The organism is Rhodococcus tukisamuensis NBRC 100609, from assembly GCF_001894985.1.
GTDB classification, from domain to species: Bacteria; Actinomycetota; Actinomycetes; order Mycobacteriales; family Mycobacteriaceae; genus Rhodococcus_G; species Rhodococcus_G tukisamuensis.
In genome coordinates, this window is sequence record NZ_BCXG01000019.1 from 1 (window position 1) to 17,468 (window position 17,468).

Consider the following 17,468-nt stretch of genomic DNA (forward strand, 5'->3'; position numbering starts at 1 on the left):
CCCGCCGGTACCGGCGGGCGCAACGCCGCTGACCGGTCAGCCCTGAGGGGAGCGGACGGCCTCGGCGAACGCCGTCATCAGCGCGGGGTCCTTGACGCCGCGGCTCGACTCGATGCCGCTCGACACGTCGACGCCCCAGGCGCCGCTCGATGCCACCGCCCGCGCCACGTTGGCCGGCGTCAGCCCGCCGGCCAGCACCCAGCGCCGGGTGGGCAGCGCGCTGCGGTCCTGCCAGTCCCAGGTGACGCCCGCGCCCGCGACCGCGCCGTCCACCAGCAGCAGGTCCTCGCCGAGGTCCGAGTCCAGGTCGGTCGCGCTCCCGGTGTTCAACGCCCGCACCACCTTCAGGCCCGCGTCGTGCAGCATCGCCACGTCCGCCGCGGACCGCAGGTCGTGCACCTGCACGGTGCCCAGTCCCGCCACCCGGGCCGTCTCGACGATCTCGTCGAGGCCGATGCCGACGTACACGCCGACGGCGAGGGTGCCGTCGGGGACGCGGGCCCGCAGTCGCGCCGCGTGCTCCGCGGTCACCTGCCGCGGGCTGCGGGCCAGCACCAACCCGACCGCGTCGACACCCAGGCGCACGGCCAGGTCCACGGTGGCCTCGTCGCGCAGTCCGCACATCTTGATGAAAGTCATGAAACTCGAGGTCCTCCCGGTGGGCGTTCGGTTCCAGGATATTCGGTGCATCGGGCCGGTCCGGCCACGGCAGCCGTTACGCTCACCCCGCACACGAGACGGCACACACACGGAGGTTGACGGCATGAAGCTCGAGCACGCGGTGTTCCTGGGCGCCACGACGGCGACGGTTGTCGGTGCCGTCATCGGAAACGAGCGGCTCCAGCAGGTGGCCAAGCCCCTGATGGCGCCCGCGCTGGCGGTCCGGGTGCTGCGCCGCCGCGCGGACGTGGACGCCGCCGACGCCGGGCTGCTGCTGGCGGGGCTCGCGGCCGCCACCGTCGGCGACGTGTTCATGATCGAGCCCGACGACGACGCCCGGTTGGTGCGCGGCGCCTCCTCGTTCGCGGTGATGCAGGCCGGCTACTCCACGCTGCTGGCCCGCCACGGCGCCCGCCCGACGGCCCCCGCGCTGGTGCCGCGGCTGGCTGGCTGGCTGGGTGCGGCCGGCGTGCTGCGGTCCCGGGCACGGACGGTGTCCACCCCGCTCACCGCGTACGGCGCCGTGCTGGGCACCACCTCGACGCTGTCGGCGGACCCGGCGCTCGCGCCCGGCGCGACGGTGGTCGCCGGCACCGCACTGCCGAACGCGGACCGCCGCAGTTGGCTCGCCCTCGGCGGCATGCTGTTCACCGGGTCGGACGCGCTGATCGTGGTGCGGCGCTTGTTCGTTCGCGGCGAGGGCGGTCGCCGCGCGGCAGAGGGCGTGATCCTGGCCAGCTACGCCGCCGCCCAGGTACTGCTGGTCGAGGGCATGCTCGCCCTCGGCGCCTCGCGGCGCGGCGGGAACTGACGTCTCGGCGGGAAGTTCTCAGGGGCACAAGATGATCCGGTCTCGGTTCTTGGGGTCGACCCGGATGGTGACCGTCGCCCCGGGGGCGAAGCGTTCGCGGTCCTCCTCGGCGACCTCGTAGACCACCCGACCGGTGTAGCTCTCCTCGCCCGGCACCACCAGTCGCAGTTTCAGCGCGGTGAGCTGGCCGTGGTCGGGGGTCTCGGCCAGGCGCTGGGCGCTCTCGACCGTGGCCCAGCCCTCCATCCCGCGCTTGAGCAGCTTGCGGTCCGCGTGGGTGGGTCGGTTCGCCCACATCATCCCCAGCCCGAGCGTCGCCCCGTACGCCGCGAGCAGTCCGCCGACCTGATAGGGCGCGGTGCCCTCCTCGGTGTACTGGATCAGCCAGCCCAGCCAGACCGCCAGGACGATCACGTAGCCGGCCGTGATGGCGAGCACGGTGCGGACGATGCGATCATGGAACATCACAGTCCTCCTCCGTCCAGGATAGGCGCGACGGTGCCCGGCGACCTGCACGGCTTCGTCCCGCGATCGCCGGGCCACCAGTGCCCCGCGCCCGAAGTCTTCTTGCGGTTGCCGGGGCCCACGAGGCGCCTCGCCGCGTTGTCGAAGTCCCGGGTAGAACCCCGCTAGCTGGGACTCCTCCGCCTTGCGATGCATCCACGTGGATCCCCGGCACCCATCAATGGACCTCGGGCACGAGGCACTAGGGTCGTTTGTGACGGCAGCGTCGGGACGGCGTTGCCATTGCCGACGGTTGAAGGGGTGTGCGCGTGGGTTCACGTCGAGTGTGGCCGGTTGTGATTGCCGCCGTGGTGGCGACTACCGCCGCGGCCTGCGGGACGTCCACCGCGGAGCAGGCGGCGCCGTCCGCCGACACGACCACGGCGGTGGAGACGACGACACCGGCACCGGCCACCACCGCCGCGGTCACCACAACCACCACTCCGGCGCCGCCGACCGCCACGACCACTGCCGGGCCCACCACGCTGGCGACCGTCGAGTTCGTCCGGAACGAGGCCGTCTACTTCTCCTCGGCCGACGGCCGATTCCAGTGCGGCATCGTCGAGCTGGCCTCGCGAGTGGAAGCCGGATGCCAGGGCACCACCACCCCGGTGCCGCCGCGTCCGGACGACTGCATGATCGGCTGGGGCAACGGCATTCGCATCACCGGCGACGGCCGCGGCGCCTTCATGTGTGCGGGCGGGCCGATCTACCTCACCGCGACCGATGCCCCCGGCGCCCCGCTGGCCGCGGGGCAGAAGGTCAGCTCGTTCGGGTACACCTGCACGTCCGAGGCGGCGGGCGTGACCTGCCGCAAGGACGACACCGGCCACGGCTTCCGGATCGCCGCGGCGTCCAACGAAGTCTTCTGAGAGCGGGCACCACGACATGACCGAACACGAGCCCGGACCCACCGAGTGGGGGGAACACCCGCACGGGGTGGGGCCGTGGGCGGTCGAGCACGACGAGCCCGAACCGACCGACCCGCGCTACGACCCGGAACTGCTGGCGTTGGGGGACCGGCGCAATGTCGTCGACGCCTACCGGTACTGGACGCGCGAGGCCATCGTCGCGGACATCGACAGCCGGCGACATCCCTTCCACGTCGCGATCGAGAACTTCGGGCACGACGCGAACATCGGCACCGTGGTCCGTACCGCCAACGCCTTCGCGGCCGCCGCCGTGCACATCGTCGGCCGTCGGCGCTGGAACCGCCGGGGCGCCATGGTCACCGACCGATACCAGCACATCGTCCACCACCCCGACGCCGCCGAACTGTTCGAGTTCGCCGCGCGGGAGGACCTGGTGGTGGTCGCCGTCGACAACACCCCGGGCTCGGTGCCGATCGAGACGGCCAACCTGCCGCGCGGGTGCGTCCTGCTCTTCGGCCAGGAGGGGCCGGGGGTGACCGAGCACGCGAAGCGGTCGGCCGCGATGACCGTCTCCATCGCGCAGTTCGGCTCGACCCGCAGCATCAATGCGGGGGTCGCGGCGGGGATCGCCATGCACGCCTGGATCCGCCAGCATGCGGACCTGGGACAGTCCTGGTAGCCAATCGGCGCGCGAGTAGGCAGGATCTGTTGTCATGGGGGACGAGTGGTCGAGCAGGGCGGACGCCGCCGAGGAGGCGATGGTCTCCCGACACGTCCGGCGGCTGTGGGCGCTGCCGGGGACCGCGCTCGGCGTGGTGGCCTGGCCTGCGGTACGTAAGGAACGACTCTTCCTGACCTGGCACTACTGGTGGCAGGCGCACCTGCTCGACTGCATGATCGACGCGGCCGAGCGGGAACCGACCGCGAAGCGGCGCCGCAGGATCGCGAAAACCGCCCGGGCCCACCGGATCCGGAACCTGACCGGCTGGACCAACAGCTACTACGACGACATGGCCTGGCTCGGCATCTCGCTCGAACGCGCGCAGCGACTCCAGCACGTCGACTACCGGATCCCGATCCAGGCGCTCGAGTCCGAGGTCTTCGACTCCTGGGCGCCGGAACGCGGCGGCGGCATCCCCTGGTGCAAGAGGTCGAACTTCTACAACACCCCGGCCAACGGTCCGGCGGCGATCATGCTCGCCCGGACCGGTCGGCTCTGGCGCGCGCAGGCGATGTCCGACTGGATCGACGCCACCCTGCGGGACCCGGCAACCGGCCTGATCTTCGACGGCGTCCGGACCGGGATCCGGGCGAGCGGCGTCGATCTGGCGGCCCAGGCGCTGCTCAGCGGACGGCGGCGGACGCCGAACCTCGAGCCGGGTGCGGAGCGGCAGGAACTCGACCGCGCGATCTACAGCTACTGCCAGGGTGTGGTGCTCGGGCTGGAGACGGAACTCGCCGTGCGGGTGGGCAATCCGCGCCACCGGGAGCGGGTGCACGCGCTGGTCGCCGCCGTCGACCGGAACCTGACCGTGGACGGCGTCATCTCCGGGGGCGGGGGCGGCGACGGCGGACTGTTCGACGGCATCCTGGCCCGGTACCTGGCGTTGGTCGCCGCCGACCTGCCCGGCGACGATGCCGCCGACCTGCGGGCTCGCCGGACGGCCGGGGCGATCGTGCTGGACTCGGCCGACGCGGCCTGGGACAACCGGCTGCAGGTGGAGGGGTTGCCGCTGTTCGGCCACGACTGGGCGAAGCCCGCGCAGATGCCGGGGCTCGGCGGCGGCATCGCGACCTTCACCGGCGGGACCGTCCGGTCCTCGGACATCGCGGAGCGGGACTTCTCGGTGCAGCTCGGCGGCTGGATGCTGATGGAGGCCGCGCACGTCGCGGCCGGGGCGTTCGGACGCTGACCGGAACGTCGAGCGGGCCGGTCAGGTCGGGGTCGACTCCGCCTTGATCACCCGGGTCACCGCGTCGATCAGGGCGAGGTGGGTGAAGGCCTGCGGGAAGTTTCCCTGGTGCCGACCGGTGGCCGCGTCGATCTCCTCGGCGTACAGCCCGAGCGGGCTGGCCAGCGACAGCAGCCGTTCGCACAGCGCGCTCGCACGCTCGTCCTCGCCGATCATCGACAGCGTCGTCACCAGCCAGAACGAGCAGGTCACGAAGGCGCCCTCGGCGCCGCTGAGCCCGTCGTCGGTCTCGGCGGTCCGGTAGCGCAGCACCAGACCGTCGGCGGTCAGTTCGTCGGCGATCGCGTTCACCGTGGCCCGCACCCGCGCGTCGTCCGGGGGCAGGAACCCCATGATCGGCAGCAGCAGCACGGCCGCGTCGAGCGAGGTGGAGCCGTAGCTCTGCACGAACACCCCGCGGGCGTCGACGCCGTGCGCGCACACGTCGGCGTGGATCTCGTCGGCCTGTTCGCGCCACCGGCGCGCCAGGTCCGCGTCGCCGCGGCCGGCGGCGAGCGTCGCCCCCCGATCGACCGCGACCCAGCACATCGCCTTCGACGCGGTGAAATGCTGCGGCTCGCCACGGATCTCCCAGATGCCGCGGTCGGGTTCGCGCCACACCGCCAGCGCACCCGCGACCAGGTTCGTCACCAGGGTCCAGGCCGGGGGACCGAGCTGGCTGGCATGTTTCACGTGGGTGGCGATGGAGTCGACGGTCATGCCCCACATGTCGTGCTGCTGCTGGTCCCAGGCGCCGTTTCCGATCCGCACCGGCCGGGCACCGTCGTAGCCGCCGAGGTGGTCGAGGGTGTGCTCGGTGAGCTCTCGTTCGGCGTCGAGGCCGTACATGATCTGCAACGGACCGGACGCGACGGTGTCGACGAGGAAGGCGAAGTACTCGAACGCCTCCCACTCGTGGCCGAGCTCGAACAGGGCCCGAAGGATGAACGTCGAGTCCCGGATCCAGGTGAAGCGGTAGTCCCAGTTGCGCTCGCCGCCGGGCGTTTCCGGCAGCGAGGTGGTCGCGGCGGCCATGATGGAGCCGGTCGGCGCGTAGGTCAGTCCCTTGAGCGTGAGGGCGCTGCGCTCGAGGTGCGGGCGCCACCTGTGGTCGGGCAACCGGGTGTGCCGCAGCCAGCGCAGGAAGAACCGCTCGGTGTCACTGACCTGCCCGGCCGCCACGTCGTAGTCGGCCGGTGTCCAGTCTCCCCAGGACAGCGCCACGAAGGCGGTGTCGCCGGCGTCCATGTCGACCCGGCCGCCGGCGCGGGCGCCGCCGAGGCCGAGGCTCAGGCTGGTGGTCAGCGTCAGCGCAACCGTCGAACCGGCGGCGGCGGCGCGCGCGGACCCGTAGCCGTCGGCGGAGTACCGCCACGAACCGGGCGTGCGGCCGTAGTCGAACAGCGGAAGGCAGTTCGTGGTGAGCTCGACGGTCCCTTCCAGGCAGACCACGGTGCGCACGAGGCAGCCCAGCGCCACGAAGCCGGACGGCGGCCGCCGGTAGTGCTCCATCCGCCCGCCACCCCGGTACGGCGCCATCGCCATGGCGTCGCGCACCACCAGGGTGCCGGTGGGGGTGCACCAGGTGGTCTCGAGCACCAGCGTCCCCGGCAGGTAGCGGCGCTGGGAGGGCACGGTGAGGCCGGCGGGCGCCAGCCGGAAGTAGCCGGCCCTCCGGTCCAGGAGCGCGCCGAACACGCTCGGGGCGTCGGGCCGCGGCAGGCACAGCCACTCCACGCTGCCGTCCGGGGCGATCAGCGCGGAAGTCTCGCAGTCAGAGAGGAAGGCGTAGTCCGCGATCGGCGGGAAGTCGGACATCGCGTCGGCCGTCCTTCCCTGCAGTCGGGGAGGACGACTCTACCCAGGCCCCGCCCGTCAGTCGACGGTGTAGTCCTCGGCGGGGCGCGCCATCTCCTGCCGGTACTGCCGAATCCCGATGATCGTGCCCACCACCAGCAGCGTGATCAGGACACCGAGCACGGCGGGCATCAGCCACGGGACCCGGTGCAGGAAGCCACCCGCGTAGAACCCGAGCAGCAGCAGCACCGGGGCCCAGGCGAGGGCGCCGAGGGTGCTCGCCACGGTGTACGTGCGGTGGTTCATCCGGGCCGCGCCCGCGACCATCGGGCAGAGCGTGCGCACCCACGGGATCCAGCGGGCGACCAGCACCGACCAGAACCCGTGCCGGTCCAACAGCGTGTTCACCTTGTGCAGGTGCTCGGTGGTGACGTACTTGCCGCCGCGGCGCGCGACCAGTCGATGACCGGTTCGGTGCCCGATCGCGTACCCGACCTGGTTCCCGGCGATCGCGGCGATCGCGGCGCCGGCGGCCAGCGCCCACACGTGGACGGCGCCCGAGGCGTGTCCGGCGAGCACGATGCCCGCCGTCAGGAGCATCGAGTCGCCGGGGAGGAACAACCCGACAATGAACGCGCACTCGAGAAACACGAAGGTGACGACGATCAGCCACACCAGCATCGGCCCCGCCGTCTCGAGCGGTCCGAAGACGCCTGCGGCAAGTGTCACTGAGTTGAGTCCGGTGTCGGAGCCGAGGTCGGCGTGGGGACTGGGCCGGTCATGAGGGCGGCGCCCGTCACAGAACTTCGAGCATCATGCGATCAGGGCGTGCGCTCGTCTTGGGGCGCGGCGGCGGATTCGGGCGCCACGCCACCGGCCTTGCGGGAGGCCAGGAACCGCTTGCCGACCTCCAGCATGATCGGGATCACCGAGACGAACACGATGAGGATGAAGATGATGTCGACGTTCTCCTGGATGAACGTGATCTGGCCGAGGAAGTAGCCGAGCAGCGTGACGCCGGCACCCCACACGATGCCGCCGACGACGTTGTAGGTGAGGAACACCGAGTACTTCATCTTCGCCGCACCGGCCACCAGCGGGGCGAAGGTGCGCACGATCGGCACGAAGCGGGCCAGGAAGATGGTGGCGGGGCCGTGCTTGTCGAAGAAGGCGTGCGACTCGTCGAGGTAGGCCTTCTTGAAGATCTTCGAATCGTTCGACTTGAAGAGGGCGGAGCCGCCCTTTGCCCCGATGAAGTAGCCGACCTGGTCGCCGAGGATCGCGGCGATCGGGATCGTCACCATGAGCACCCACAGCGGTGCGAACGGCTCGATCTCCGTCGACTTCGACGCCGCGATGAGACCCGCCGTGAACAGCAGCGAATCACCAGGCAGCAGCGGGAACAACAGGCCCGACTCGATGAACACCACCAGCAGCAGGCCCGCAAGGACCCACGTGCCGAACGAGTTCAACATGTTGACGGGGTCGAGGAATCCGGGCAGCAGCGCCAGATTCGTGGTCACGGACTCTGATGCCGCCTGCACAATCACGCGGCCCAGAGTACCGGGGTCCGCTGAGTGCATCTGAGCCCGTCGCCTTGACAGGCGGAATCAAGCCTGGTCAGTGGCCGCGGGCCTGGTCAGCGGACGCAGAGGAGACTATCGGCGTCCGGGTTGCCATACTGCATGTACCCAACCGGAGCACCGACACGATCGGTGCCACCCCCACCGACTCGCTTTATGGAGGTCAGTTCCGTGCCGATCGCAACTCCCGAGGTCTACGCCGAAATGCTCGGTCGGGCCAAGGAGCACTCCTTTGCCTTCCCTGCCATCAACTGCACCTCCTCCGAGACGATCAACGCCGCGATCAAGGGCTTCGCGGACGCCGGCAGTGACGGCATCATCCAGTTCTCGACCGGCGGCGCGGAGTTCGGCTCCGGCCTCGGCGTCAAGGACATGGTGACCGGCGCCGTCGCGCTCGCCGAGTTCGCGCACGTCATCGCCGCGAAGTACGACGTGACCATCGCGCTGCACACCGACCACTGCCCGAAGGACAAGCTGGACGGCTTCGTCCGCCCGCTGCTGGCCATCTCGCAGGAGCGCGTCAACGCCGGCCAGAACCCGCTGTTCCAGTCGCACATGTGGGACGGCTCCGCCATCCCGATCGACGAGAACCTGGAGATCGCCAAGGAGCTGCTCAAGCTCTCGGCGGCCGCGAACATCATCCTCGAGGTGGAGATCGGCGTCGTCGGCGGCGAGGAGGACGGCGTCGAGGCCGAGATCAACGACAAGCTGTACACCTCCAGCGAGGACTTCGAGAAGACCGTCGACGCCCTCGGCGTCGGCGAGAACGGCAAGTACCTGCTGGCCGCCACCTTCGGCAACGTGCACGGCGTCTACAAGCCGGGCAACGTCAAGCTCAAGCCCGCAGTGCTCGAGGAGGGCCAGCGGGTCGCCGCGGCGAAGCTCGGCCTGATCGCAGGATCGCAGCCGTTCGACTTCGTCTTCCATGGCGGCTCGGGCTCGCTGAAGTCGGAGATCGAGGACTCGCTGAACTTCGGCGTTGTCAAGATGAACGTCGACACCGACACCCAGTACGCGTTCACCCGCCCGATCGCCGGACACCTGTTCTCCAACTACGACGGCGTCCTGAAGATCGACGGCGAGGTCGGCAACAAGAAGGTCTACGACCCGCGCAGCTACCTCAAGAAGGCCGAGGCCGGCATGACCGCTCGCGTCATCGAGGCCTGCAACGACCTCAAGTCCGCGGGACGTTCCGTCTCCGCCGGCTAGTTCGACCCGACGAAAGTGCAGTTGTCGACGCGGCCACTCGGCCGATGCGTCGACAACTGCACTTTTTTCGTTGAGCCCGAGTTGCCCGAGGGGTTCGTCGTTTGTGCCCGGGTCAGCAGACCTTCCAGACCTCGCCGTCCTGCTGCAGGGTGAATGAACGCGCGGATCGGTCGTTCGGGGCGGCCGCGGTGTGGACCGTCACCTGCGCGATGGCGGTGCCGTCGGTGACGGAGACCGCGTCGACGCTGTCGATCACCGGAATCGAACCCTGATCCGTCGAGGCCTTGTACACCTGGGCGAACTGCGCGTCGTGGATCCGCTGGTAGTAGCCGCCCAGCTCGCCGCACGTCGAGGCGCGCAGCGTGGTCAGGTCGCCCGCCGCGATCGCGCCGGTGAAGGTGTGGATGGCGTCCTCGACCTGGGACTGCGTGTTGTCGGCGCTGCGGCCGGACAGCAGGTACGCCCCCGCACCGACGGCCAGGGCCACCACCGCGACGACCGCCACGAGCAGCGGCCACCGTCGACGGCCGGTCGGGGCGGGCTCGGTCGCGGGGATCCTCGCCGGCCGCGGCGCGGCGGCCGGGACGTTCGCCGCGGGTGCCGCGGGAACCTCCTGCGCGCCTGCGGCCGGGGGCTGGACCCGGGTTGGCGCGGGGCGACCCGGCCCCACCCGGACGGGCGCGGCCCGCGTCGCGTGCGGGATGACGGTGGTGGGCGTCGAGTTGTCCGGTGCGGGGTTTCCCGGCGCCGTCTCCGCAGTTTCAGTCGCCGGGGCCGCCGTCGCTGGGGCCGCCGACTTCTCGGCCGCAGACGGCTCGGACCGCGTCTGCTCGGGGGCAGGCCGTTCCAGCCGGACCGTCGCGCTGTCGGCGTCGGCCGATGCCGCTGTCGAGGCATCCGGGCCCGACGCGTCCGCAGTCGGGGAGTCCGAGAGCGTGGGGTCAGGCGTCTTGGGGTCCGGCACGTGGTGCACCCTTTCAATCGTCGATCCGTGTCCTGGTGTGGGCAGCCTATCGAGCATGGGGCCGCCGGGGCACAATGGTCGCCATGACCTCTTTCGGTGATTTGCTCGGCCCGCAGCCCACCCTCCTTCCCGGAGACGAGGACGCGGAGTCGGAACTGCTCAACCATGCCGACCCCAAGCAGGTGGCCGCAGAGCACCCGACGGCCTCGATCGCCTGGGCTTACCTGGCGGAGGCGGCCCTGGACGGGGGCGAGACGATCACCGCCTACGCGTTCGCCCGCACCGGCTACCACCGGGGCCTGGACCAGTTGCGGCGCAACGGATGGAAGGGCTTCGGCCCCGTCCCGTACAGCCACGAGCCGAACCGCGGATTCCTCCGCTGCGTCGCGGTGCTGGCGAAGGCCGCCCAGCAGATCGGTGAGTCCGACGAGCACGCCCGCTGCCTCGACCTGCTCGAGGACTGCGACCCGCGGGCCGCGGAAGCACTGGGTCTCGGCTAGCCGGTGGCGGCCCGCCGGCTTCGTATCACGGAGCGCGGCCGGAGGCGATTGAAGGTCTCCACGACGCGACTTCGCGCCTCCCTGTTCCCGGTCCTGCAGTGTGCGATTGCTGCCGGGCTGGCCTGGTGGGTCGCCAATGACCTTCTCCACCACCCGAATCCGTTCTTCGCGCCGATGGCCGCGGTCATCTCGTTGGGACTGTCGATCGGTGCGCGGCTGCGGAGGTCGATGGAGTTGGTGGCGGGTGTCGCCGTCGGTATCGGCGTCGGCGACCTGCTGATCTCCCAGATCGGCAGTGGCGCCTGGCAGATCATGCTCGTCGTGGCGCTGGCCATGGCCACCGCGATCTTCGTGGACGGCGGACCGATCATCCCGATGCAGGCCGCCACCTCTGCCGTCCTGGTGGCGACGCTCATCCCGCCGGACGTGGGCGGTGGTCCCGACCGGATGATCGACGCGCTGATCGGCGGGATGGTCGGGGTTCTCGTCGTGGCCTTCGTCCCGAGCCACCCCGTGCTCCGCGCCAGGCAGAGTGCCGCCGGCATTCTCGGCACGGCCGCCGAGGTCCTGCAGATGGTCGCGGACGGTCTGATCGCGAACGACCCGGAACCGATCGTGGCGGCGCTGCGCAAGGCCCGCGGCACGCAGGCCCAGATCGACGGGCTGCGCGCGCAGATCGTCGGGGGCCAGGAGGTCAGCCTCGTCTCCCCGATGTACTGGCGTTCGCGGCCCCGGCTCGAACGGCTCAGCGCTGCCGCCGACCCGATCGACAATGCGATGCGCAACATCCGGGTGCTGGCCCGGCGGTCGCTCACGCTGGTCCAGGACGACGAGATCCTCGACCCCCGGCTGGTGGACGAGATCGAACGGCTCGCGCATGCCGTGGACGTGCTGCGCCGGATGGCGCTCGCCGACCCGGGCCAGCAGCCGGACCGGGCGGAGGCGGCCCGGGTGTTGCGGTCGGTGGCCGCCGCGGCGAAGCCGGAGATGGTGAAGGGCGCGGGCATCTCGGCGACCGTGGTGTTCGCCCAGATCCGGTCGCTGATCGTCGACCTGCTCCAGGTCGCGGGCCTGAGCCGGATCTCGGCCATCGCAACGCTGCCGCCGACCGTGCCCCATCCCGCGTATCCGCCGGAGTTGTGACCTGCCCGGATCGCTTCCCGACTGCCTCAGGGGTACACCCGGGCTGCCTCCGGTTTCGACATATGCGAATGTGTGCATATGATGGTCGCGAGTCGGCGGCGGGTTACCCGCGTGAAGGAGGCAGTCATGGGTGTGGGGCACGGTCACAGTCACGGTGGTGCGCCGACCGCGGTCGGGCCGTCGCGGTCGCGGATCAGCCGGATGGTGATCGCCCTCGGCATCCTGCTGGCGTTCCTGGGACTCGAGGTGGCCGTCGGGCTCGCCATCAACTCTCTGGCGCTGCTCGCGGACGCCGGCCACATGCTCACCGACGTGGTGGGGATGTCGATGGGCCTGGTGGCGCTGCTGCTGGCCAGTCAGGGTTCCAAAGCCGCCGCCCGGACCTTCGGCTGGCATCGCGCCGAGGTGCTCACGGCGATGGCCAATGCGGTACTGCTGCTCGGGGTCGCGGCGTGGGTGATGTACGAGGCGATCGGCCGGATCGGGGACGCTCCGGACGTTCCGGGCCTGCCCCTGATGCTGACTGCTGCCGCCGGTCTGGCGGCGAACATCGTGGTCATGCTGCTGCTGCGCGCCGACGCGAAGGACAGCCTTGCGGTCCGCGGCGCCTACCTCGAGGTGCTCGCCGACGCGGTCGGCAGCGTCGGGGTGCTCATCGCCGGCGCCCTGGTGATGGCGTTCAACTGGGCCTACGCCGACATCGTGGTGGGCGTGCTGATCTCCCTGTGGGTGGTGCCGCGTGCGGTCAAGCTCGCGGGGGCGGCGCTGCGCATCCTCACCCAGGCCTCGCCCGCCAACGTCGACGTCGACGCGGTGCGGGCAGACCTGCTTGCCCTGCCGGGGGTCCAGGACGTGCACGACCTGCACGTGTGGACCCTCACGACCGGGATGGATGTCGCCACCGTGCACCTGACCTGTGAGGCCGGGGCCGTGGGGGTGCTCGGCGCGGCCAAGGTGGTGCTCGACGGACACGGCCTCGGCCACGCCACCGTGCAGGTGGAGTCCAGCAGCGAGGGCTCGCGCTGCAAGGAGGACCTCACCTGGTGAAGCGGGTGACCCCGGCGCCCGGCCGCCAGAGGTCGACGTGCAGCTTGTCCTCCTCCACGGTGGTGAGCACCGCCTCCTCGACGGCCAACTCGAAGATCTCCGCGTCGCCGGGGTCGTTCGGGTAGGCGTCGATGATCTTGCTCTTCTCGGCCCCGAGCAGTTCGCGTGCCCGGCCAGAGATCTTCGCGTCGCCGCCGGACATGGTGGCGTCGCCCGGATTGGAGTGCAGCGCGTAACGCGGATCGCGCCGCAGGTCGAGCACCTTGCGGGCGCCCGGCATGGAGCCGAGCACCAGAAGTCCCTCGAACATCTCCACCTCGGTGCCGCTGACGCGGGGCGCGCCGTCGGTCCTGAGGGTGGCCAGGACGTGGTGTTTGTTCGCCTCGAGCCGGGCCCGGATCGCCGCGGCCAGAACGGGGGCCTCTGCGCTGAACTGCTGCCAGGTGGTCATCGGTCCAGTGTGCACGCGGGCACCGACAAATCTCCGAGACCCGATGGGCCGCCGCGGAACCGGTCCTGACCGAGTGGTTACTGGACACAGGTCGGACACAGGTAGCCAGTACTCATGTGGTCGTCGGTGCCAGACGATAGCGTCTGCGACGTGAATCCAGTCAGCATCCTCCGCGGCGGCCGCAGGGCGCGCCGGACGGGCGCCCCTGGTCCCCACACGAATTCGGCGAGCACGCCGGCTGCGGTGGGGTCCGAGCCGGTGCCGCTCGCGTCCGGTCCGGGCGAACTGTGGCGCGCCCAGGTGCAGCGGCCGGACCTGGCGTTGTGGGTCGCCCACTGTGTCGAGATCCGTTGCGCCGAGATGGGTGGCGTCGAGATCGGTGGCGCCGCGGGCGTCGGTTCGGGCTCCGGAGCGAGGCTCGACGTGGACCGGCTGCGGGCGGCCAGTCGTTGCGCGACCGCGGAACTGGGGACCGGGCTGGTGCGGTTCGTGGTGGTCGACGGCCTGCCGCACCAGCTGTTCGACCCGACACTCGATGTCGAGCCCGACTACCTCGACCTGCGCGACGAGGTCTCCCCGCGGGCAGCGGCGGAGGCATGGATGCGTGCGGAGCTCACCGGACCGGTGGACTTCGGCAATGACCGGCTCGCGCGGATCGCGGTGCTGCAGATCGGCGATGCGCACCACCTGTGGTTCAGCCGCGCCCATCGAACCGTCCTGGACGGATTCGGGGCGGTGACCCTGCTTGCGCGCGCCGCGGAACTGTACGACGCCGCGACCGGCGGCGGAGCCGCGCGTCCGAACCGGGCCCTCGCGCCCTCGGCGATCGACGACCTGGACCGTGGTTACGCCGCGTCGCAGCGACGGCGCACGGACGCCGCGTACTGGGCCGAACGGCTGGCCGGTGCGCCCGCGTACACGGGCCTCGCCGGGGAGGTCGCGCCCGGCTTCGGGCCCGGCGAACTCGCGCCCGCGGACGGCCCCCGTCGCGGTGACCTGACCGTCGACGCCGTGCTGCCCGGCGGATCGGACCTGCTGGTGGCGGCGGAGCGACGGTACGGACTGGGTTCCGCCGCGCTCGCCGCGTCGGCCCTCGCGGCCTACCTCGCGCGGGTGACCGGGCGGACCGACCTGGTGCTGGACCTGCCGGTACCGGCCCGGATGGGGGCAGGGCTTCGGTACTCGGGCGGCTCGCGGGAGAACACGGTGCCGTTGCGGTTGCATGCCCCCGTCGACGCCACGGTGGGGGAGCTGCTCGCCGATGCCCACCAGGCACTGGTCGGGGCGGTGCAGCATCAGCAGTTCCGGGTCGCGGCCGGTGACGGTCCCGTGGCGCACGGACCGTTGCTGCAGGTCGCCTTGTCTCCCAGAGAGATTCGCCTGACCGGGCTGGACGTCGAAATTCGCGACCTGTCCACCTCGCCGGTGGTGGACCTGCGGGTCGAGCTGGCCGAGTGCCCGGACGGCATTGTGCGGCTGGGGTTCACGGCGAACCCGTACCGCTACGACGAGGGCACGCTCGCCCGGCACCACCGGCGGTTCCTGTGGCTGTTCACCCGGCTGCTCGAGGCCGCGCCGTCCGACCTCATCGGTGAGTTGCGGACGGAACCGAAGGTGCCCCTGCGGGTGGTCTGAGCGGGTCAGAGCCAGAAGCGCATGAGGTAGTTGCCGTACTGGGCCCACTCTGCGGGCACCCCGGACAGGCCGAACAGCCCGTAGATCGCGTCGAAGAAGACGACGTTGATCGCGGGCACGAACAGCAGGGCGACCAGGAACAGCAGGCCGAGGCCCTTGAACTGGTCGAGCGAGCGCCGGGTCCGGGGCGACAGCGAGGGCTCGAGGGCGGTGTAGCCGTCGAGGCCGGGTACCGGGATCAGGTTCAGCACCGTCGCCATCACCTGGAGGAACGCCAGGAAGCTGAGCCCGTACCAGAACACCGGGTGGGTGCCGACGTCTGCGAACAGCCGGATCACCGCCAACAGCACCACCGCCGAGACCGCGTTCGCGGCGGGTCCGGCCAGCGCGATCCGGCGCGCCGCGCCGGCGGGCAACAGGTCGGTGCGCAGGTACACCGCGCCGCCCGGCAGGCCGATGCCGCCGATCGCGATGAACAGCACGGGCAACCCGATCGACAGCAGCGGATGGCTGTACTTGAGCGGGTTCAGGGTGAGGTAGCCACGGGCCGCCACCTCGTCGTCGCCGTACCGCCACGCCGTGTACGCGTGCCCGAACTCGTGCAGGCACACGGTGACCACCCAGCCCGCGACGACGAGCAGGAAGACCCCGACGTTCGCCGGCGTCGACCGCGGCTCCGCCTGCCAGGCGAGCACGCCGCCCGCGACCGCGATCGCGACCACCCCGAGGAACACGGGGCTCGGTCGGACCGCGGCCCGTCGGGTGGAGGCGTCTGGGAATGTCATAGGCCCAGTATCTCCCGTGGGTGGTGCGTCATCCGGTGTCCGTGGATCAGCCGCGGACGAGCAACCACTCCCGGGTGTCCCGGTAGAAGCTCGACCGTTTGAGCGCCCGCGGCGTGGTCACCCCGTCGCGGGTCACCACCGCCCCGACCGCGCCGAGCTGGATCGCCCGTCCCGGTGACCATCTGGTCGGCAGGAACGCCCAGCGGCGCGCAACGCCGGCGCGCAGGCCCGGCATCTCGAGGGTGGGGGTGATCCGCAGCGTCGACACGGTCCCGGAGAACAGCCGGGTCGAGTCGACGTAGGCCTCGCCGACCAGCGCGGCGCCTTCCGGGCCGGTCACGGTGGCCTCGCCGACCAGCGCGGTGCCCGCGTCGTCGCGGATCAGCGGCACGGTTCGCGCCCGGCCGCGCCGTGCCAGTTCGGCCGCGCGGTCGCCGACCGGCAGCCCGTACAGCCGAGTCGCGGCGGACCGTGTCGGGCTCACGTAGGCGAGTTCGACGTGCAGTCGGTCGCTGCGCATCAGCCGGGTCAGGGCCGCGGCCAGGGCACCGTCGCCGCCCACCACCACCAGCCGGGGAGCGCCGGGGCCGGCGTCGTCGAACTGCGGGAGCAGGGTGTCGAAGTCGGGCTTGGCGGGCACCGCGGGCGCGGTCACGGCGGGCAGCTGCGCCAACGGCCCGGGCACTGTCACGTCTCCACAGGCAAGCACGATGGTGGTCACAGGGTCAGCTCCCGGTCGGTGTGAATGTCGCGGTGGTCCGCCCCGACGATACGAACGTCGCACGCGGCCGCCGACACCGGTGGCCCGGAACCGCGGAAGTTCCACAGATCAGGTAGCGCAATACGCGTGTGCGGCGGGCCGAAGAGTCCTAGCGTTGAACGGTGTAGTCGCTACGCCCTCGCGTGGCTACGCCATCTAGTCGCTACCGACATCGGAGTGCACGATGCAGATCACCGAGATGCAGCTCAACGAATTCTCGCGGGCACGGTCCCGCACCCACGCCCGCGTCACCAGGTTCTGTCGGTCCGGTCTCGCGGCGGTGGTCACCGAACTGCGTCGCGACGGCGCCGCCGAGACCTCGGAGGAACTGGCCGCCGCCCGCACGCTGCTCGCGTTGGGGATCGGCCAGATGTCCACCCTGACGTCGCTGCACGAGCACCCGTTCCAGGTGCAGCCCGTGTTCGGAGAGCAGGAGGTGCATGCGGACATCGGCCGGTTCGTCGCACACCCGGACCGGGTGCAGGTCTCCGCGGACCTGCCCGCGGACGCGCCGCACGGACCGGTGCGGATCGTCTGGTTCAACATGGACTCCCTGGTCGGCGGGACGCAGACCGTCGAACCGCACCTCGAGGGCGACGGGTCGTACCGGGCCGAGAGCGAGGTCCAGTCGGGTGTCGGCGTGGTGGTCGCGGGGCTGGTCCCCGCGGTCGACGAGGGTCAGGTCCGGGCCGGGTTCGCACTCGTCGCGGAGTGAGCCCGGCCGGCCCGCGTGGCGCCGGATGCCGGAGTGGTGGGGGACGGACACCTTGTCCCGAGAAATGTCGGGCCAGGTCA

General features: G+C 71.2%; 19 protein-coding genes. 10 read left to right on the forward strand and 9 right to left on the reverse strand.

Annotated elements, in window-relative coordinates; all coding sequences use genetic code 11:
- Positions 1-36: 36 nt before the first annotated feature.
- Positions 37-639, reverse strand: coding sequence for a phosphoribosylanthranilate isomerase (locus tag RT2_RS17820; RefSeq protein WP_072846141.1), 603 nt, complete (start codon positions 637-639; stop codon positions 37-39).
- Between the two features lie 124 nt (positions 640-763).
- Here RT2_RS17820 and RT2_RS17825 point away from each other — a divergent pair, with 124 nt between their 5' ends.
- Complete coding sequence (locus tag RT2_RS17825; RefSeq protein WP_072846142.1) at positions 764-1,471, forward strand: lysoplasmalogenase family protein; 708 nt, start codon at positions 764-766, stop codon at positions 1,469-1,471.
- 18 nt (positions 1,472-1,489) lie between these two features.
- Here the strand turns inward: RT2_RS17825 and RT2_RS17830 are convergent, their stop codons facing one another.
- On the reverse strand, positions 1,490-1,936 hold the full coding sequence (locus tag RT2_RS17830; RefSeq protein ID WP_072846211.1) for a DUF3592 domain-containing protein: 447 nt from the start codon (positions 1,934-1,936) through the stop codon (positions 1,490-1,492).
- 308 nt (positions 1,937-2,244) lie between these two features.
- On the opposite strand from RT2_RS17830, the gene RT2_RS17835 reads away from it, so the two are divergent.
- The 3 genes from RT2_RS17835 to RT2_RS17845 are packed head-to-tail and all read left to right on the forward strand — an operon-like array spanning position 2,245 to position 4,760.
- Positions 2,245-2,847, forward strand: coding sequence for a DUF6636 domain-containing protein (locus RT2_RS17835; protein ID WP_169888433.1), 603 nt, complete (start codon positions 2,245-2,247; stop codon positions 2,845-2,847).
- A 16-nt stretch (positions 2,848-2,863) separates the two neighbouring features.
- Positions 2,864-3,526, forward strand: a complete 663-nt coding sequence (locus RT2_RS17840) for a TrmH family RNA methyltransferase (RefSeq protein WP_072846144.1) — start codon at positions 2,864-2,866, stop codon at positions 3,524-3,526.
- A 34-nt stretch (positions 3,527-3,560) separates the two neighbouring features.
- Positions 3,561-4,760 (forward strand): glycoside hydrolase family 76 protein, encoded by a 1,200-nt coding sequence (locus RT2_RS17845; protein WP_072846145.1) that lies wholly within the window; start codon positions 3,561-3,563, stop codon positions 4,758-4,760.
- A gap of 21 nt (positions 4,761-4,781) precedes the next feature.
- Here RT2_RS17845 and RT2_RS17850 read toward each other — a convergent pair whose 3' ends face one another.
- The 3 genes from RT2_RS17850 to RT2_RS17860 form a co-directional block, all read right to left on the reverse strand.
- A complete protein-coding gene (locus RT2_RS17850; protein ID WP_072846146.1) occupies positions 4,782-6,617 on the reverse strand; it encodes a glycoside hydrolase family 15 protein in 1,836 nt (611 codons plus the stop codon).
- A 57-nt stretch (positions 6,618-6,674) separates the two neighbouring features.
- Positions 6,675-7,277, reverse strand: coding sequence for a DedA family protein (locus RT2_RS17855; protein WP_072846212.1), 603 nt, complete (start codon positions 7,275-7,277; stop codon positions 6,675-6,677).
- A gap of 140 nt (positions 7,278-7,417) precedes the next feature.
- Positions 7,418-8,179, reverse strand: coding sequence for a VTT domain-containing protein (locus tag RT2_RS17860; protein ID WP_072846147.1), 762 nt, complete (start codon positions 8,177-8,179; stop codon positions 7,418-7,420).
- A 156-nt stretch (positions 8,180-8,335) separates the two neighbouring features.
- Between RT2_RS17860 and fbaA the strand changes: the two genes are divergently transcribed.
- Positions 8,336-9,388, forward strand: a complete 1,053-nt coding sequence (gene fbaA / locus RT2_RS17865) for a class II fructose-bisphosphate aldolase (RefSeq protein WP_092776065.1) — start codon at positions 8,336-8,338, stop codon at positions 9,386-9,388.
- Between the two features lie 112 nt (positions 9,389-9,500).
- On the opposite strand, the gene RT2_RS17870 is transcribed toward fbaA, so the two are convergent.
- On the reverse strand, positions 9,501-10,352 hold the full coding sequence (locus tag RT2_RS17870) for an Rv0361 family membrane protein (RefSeq protein WP_139191185.1): 852 nt from the start codon (positions 10,350-10,352) through the stop codon (positions 9,501-9,503).
- Between the two features lie 83 nt (positions 10,353-10,435).
- Between RT2_RS17870 and RT2_RS17875 the strand changes: the two genes are divergently transcribed.
- From RT2_RS17875 to RT2_RS17885, 3 genes are all read left to right on the forward strand, one after another.
- Positions 10,436-10,852 carry a DUF3151 domain-containing protein gene (locus RT2_RS17875; protein WP_072846214.1) on the forward strand — a complete coding sequence of 139 codons (417 nt, stop codon included), beginning with the start codon at positions 10,436-10,438 and terminating at the stop codon, positions 10,850-10,852.
- Between the two features lie 48 nt (positions 10,853-10,900).
- Positions 10,901-11,995 carry an FUSC family protein gene (locus tag RT2_RS17880; protein ID WP_245709305.1) on the forward strand — a complete coding sequence of 365 codons (1,095 nt, stop codon included), beginning with the start codon at positions 10,901-10,903 and terminating at the stop codon, positions 11,993-11,995.
- A gap of 126 nt (positions 11,996-12,121) precedes the next feature.
- Positions 12,122-13,042 (forward strand): cation diffusion facilitator family transporter, encoded by a 921-nt coding sequence (locus tag RT2_RS17885; RefSeq protein ID WP_072846215.1) that lies wholly within the window; start codon positions 12,122-12,124, stop codon positions 13,040-13,042.
- On the opposite strand, the gene RT2_RS17890 is transcribed toward RT2_RS17885, so the two are convergent.
- Positions 13,032-13,493 carry a pyridoxamine 5'-phosphate oxidase family protein gene (locus RT2_RS17890; RefSeq protein ID WP_072846150.1) on the reverse strand — a complete coding sequence of 154 codons (462 nt, stop codon included), beginning with the start codon at positions 13,491-13,493 and terminating at the stop codon, positions 13,032-13,034. The genes RT2_RS17885 and RT2_RS17890 overlap by 11 nt on opposite strands.
- Positions 13,494-13,643: 150 nt before the next feature.
- On the opposite strand from RT2_RS17890, the gene RT2_RS17895 reads away from it, so the two are divergent.
- Positions 13,644-15,128, forward strand: a complete 1,485-nt coding sequence (locus RT2_RS17895; protein WP_169888435.1) for a condensation domain-containing protein — start codon at positions 13,644-13,646, stop codon at positions 15,126-15,128.
- Between the two features lie 5 nt (positions 15,129-15,133).
- Here RT2_RS17895 and RT2_RS17900 read toward each other — a convergent pair whose 3' ends face one another.
- Positions 15,134-15,913: a site-2 protease family protein gene (locus RT2_RS17900; protein WP_072846152.1), complete on the reverse strand. Its 780-nt coding sequence runs from the start codon at positions 15,911-15,913 to the stop codon at positions 15,134-15,136.
- A 46-nt stretch (positions 15,914-15,959) separates the two neighbouring features.
- On the reverse strand, positions 15,960-16,634 hold the full coding sequence (locus RT2_RS17905) for a hypothetical protein (RefSeq protein WP_245709307.1): 675 nt from the start codon (positions 16,632-16,634) through the stop codon (positions 15,960-15,962).
- 223 nt (positions 16,635-16,857) lie between these two features.
- Here RT2_RS17905 and RT2_RS17910 point away from each other — a divergent pair, with 223 nt between their 5' ends.
- On the forward strand, positions 16,858-17,388 hold the full coding sequence (locus RT2_RS17910) for a hypothetical protein (RefSeq protein ID WP_072846153.1): 531 nt from the start codon (positions 16,858-16,860) through the stop codon (positions 17,386-17,388).
- Positions 17,389-17,468 lie beyond the last annotated feature (80 nt).

What these genes read in the sequence shown, in the direction of transcription:
- RT2_RS17845 (WP_072846145.1), top strand. Translation starts at nt 3,561, where the DNA reads ATGGGGGACGAGTGGTCGAGCAGGGCGGACGCCGCCGAGGAGGCGATG.
- RT2_RS17825 (WP_072846142.1), top strand. Translation starts at nt 764, where the DNA reads ATGAAGCTCGAGCACGCGGTGTTCCTGGGCGCCACGACGGCGACGGTT.
- RT2_RS17890 (WP_072846150.1), bottom strand. Translation starts at nt 13,493, where the DNA reads ATGACCACCTGGCAGCAGTTCAGCGCAGAGGCCCCCGTTCTGGCCGCG.
- fbaA (WP_092776065.1), top strand. Translation starts at nt 8,336, where the DNA reads ATGGAGGTCAGTTCCGTGCCGATCGCAACTCCCGAGGTCTACGCCGAA.
- RT2_RS17840 (WP_072846144.1), top strand. Translation starts at nt 2,864, where the DNA reads ATGACCGAACACGAGCCCGGACCCACCGAGTGGGGGGAACACCCGCAC.
- RT2_RS17850 (WP_072846146.1), bottom strand. Translation starts at nt 6,617, where the DNA reads ATGTCCGACTTCCCGCCGATCGCGGACTACGCCTTCCTCTCTGACTGC.
- RT2_RS17900 (WP_072846152.1), bottom strand. Translation starts at nt 15,913, where the DNA reads ATGACATTCCCAGACGCCTCCACCCGACGGGCCGCGGTCCGACCGAGC.
- RT2_RS17860 (WP_072846147.1), bottom strand. Translation starts at nt 8,179, where the DNA reads ATGCACTCAGCGGACCCCGGTACTCTGGGCCGCGTGATTGTGCAGGCG.
- RT2_RS17830 (WP_072846211.1), bottom strand. Translation starts at nt 1,936, where the DNA reads ATGTTCCATGATCGCATCGTCCGCACCGTGCTCGCCATCACGGCCGGC.
- RT2_RS17855 (WP_072846212.1), bottom strand. Translation starts at nt 7,277, where the DNA reads ATGCTGGTGTGGCTGATCGTCGTCACCTTCGTGTTTCTCGAGTGCGCG.
- RT2_RS17885 (WP_072846215.1), top strand. Translation starts at nt 12,122, where the DNA reads ATGGGTGTGGGGCACGGTCACAGTCACGGTGGTGCGCCGACCGCGGTC.
- RT2_RS17875 (WP_072846214.1), top strand. Translation starts at nt 10,436, where the DNA reads ATGACCTCTTTCGGTGATTTGCTCGGCCCGCAGCCCACCCTCCTTCCC.
- RT2_RS17910 (WP_072846153.1), top strand. Translation starts at nt 16,858, where the DNA reads ATGCAGATCACCGAGATGCAGCTCAACGAATTCTCGCGGGCACGGTCC.
- RT2_RS17820 (WP_072846141.1), bottom strand. Translation starts at nt 639, where the DNA reads ATGACTTTCATCAAGATGTGCGGACTGCGCGACGAGGCCACCGTGGAC.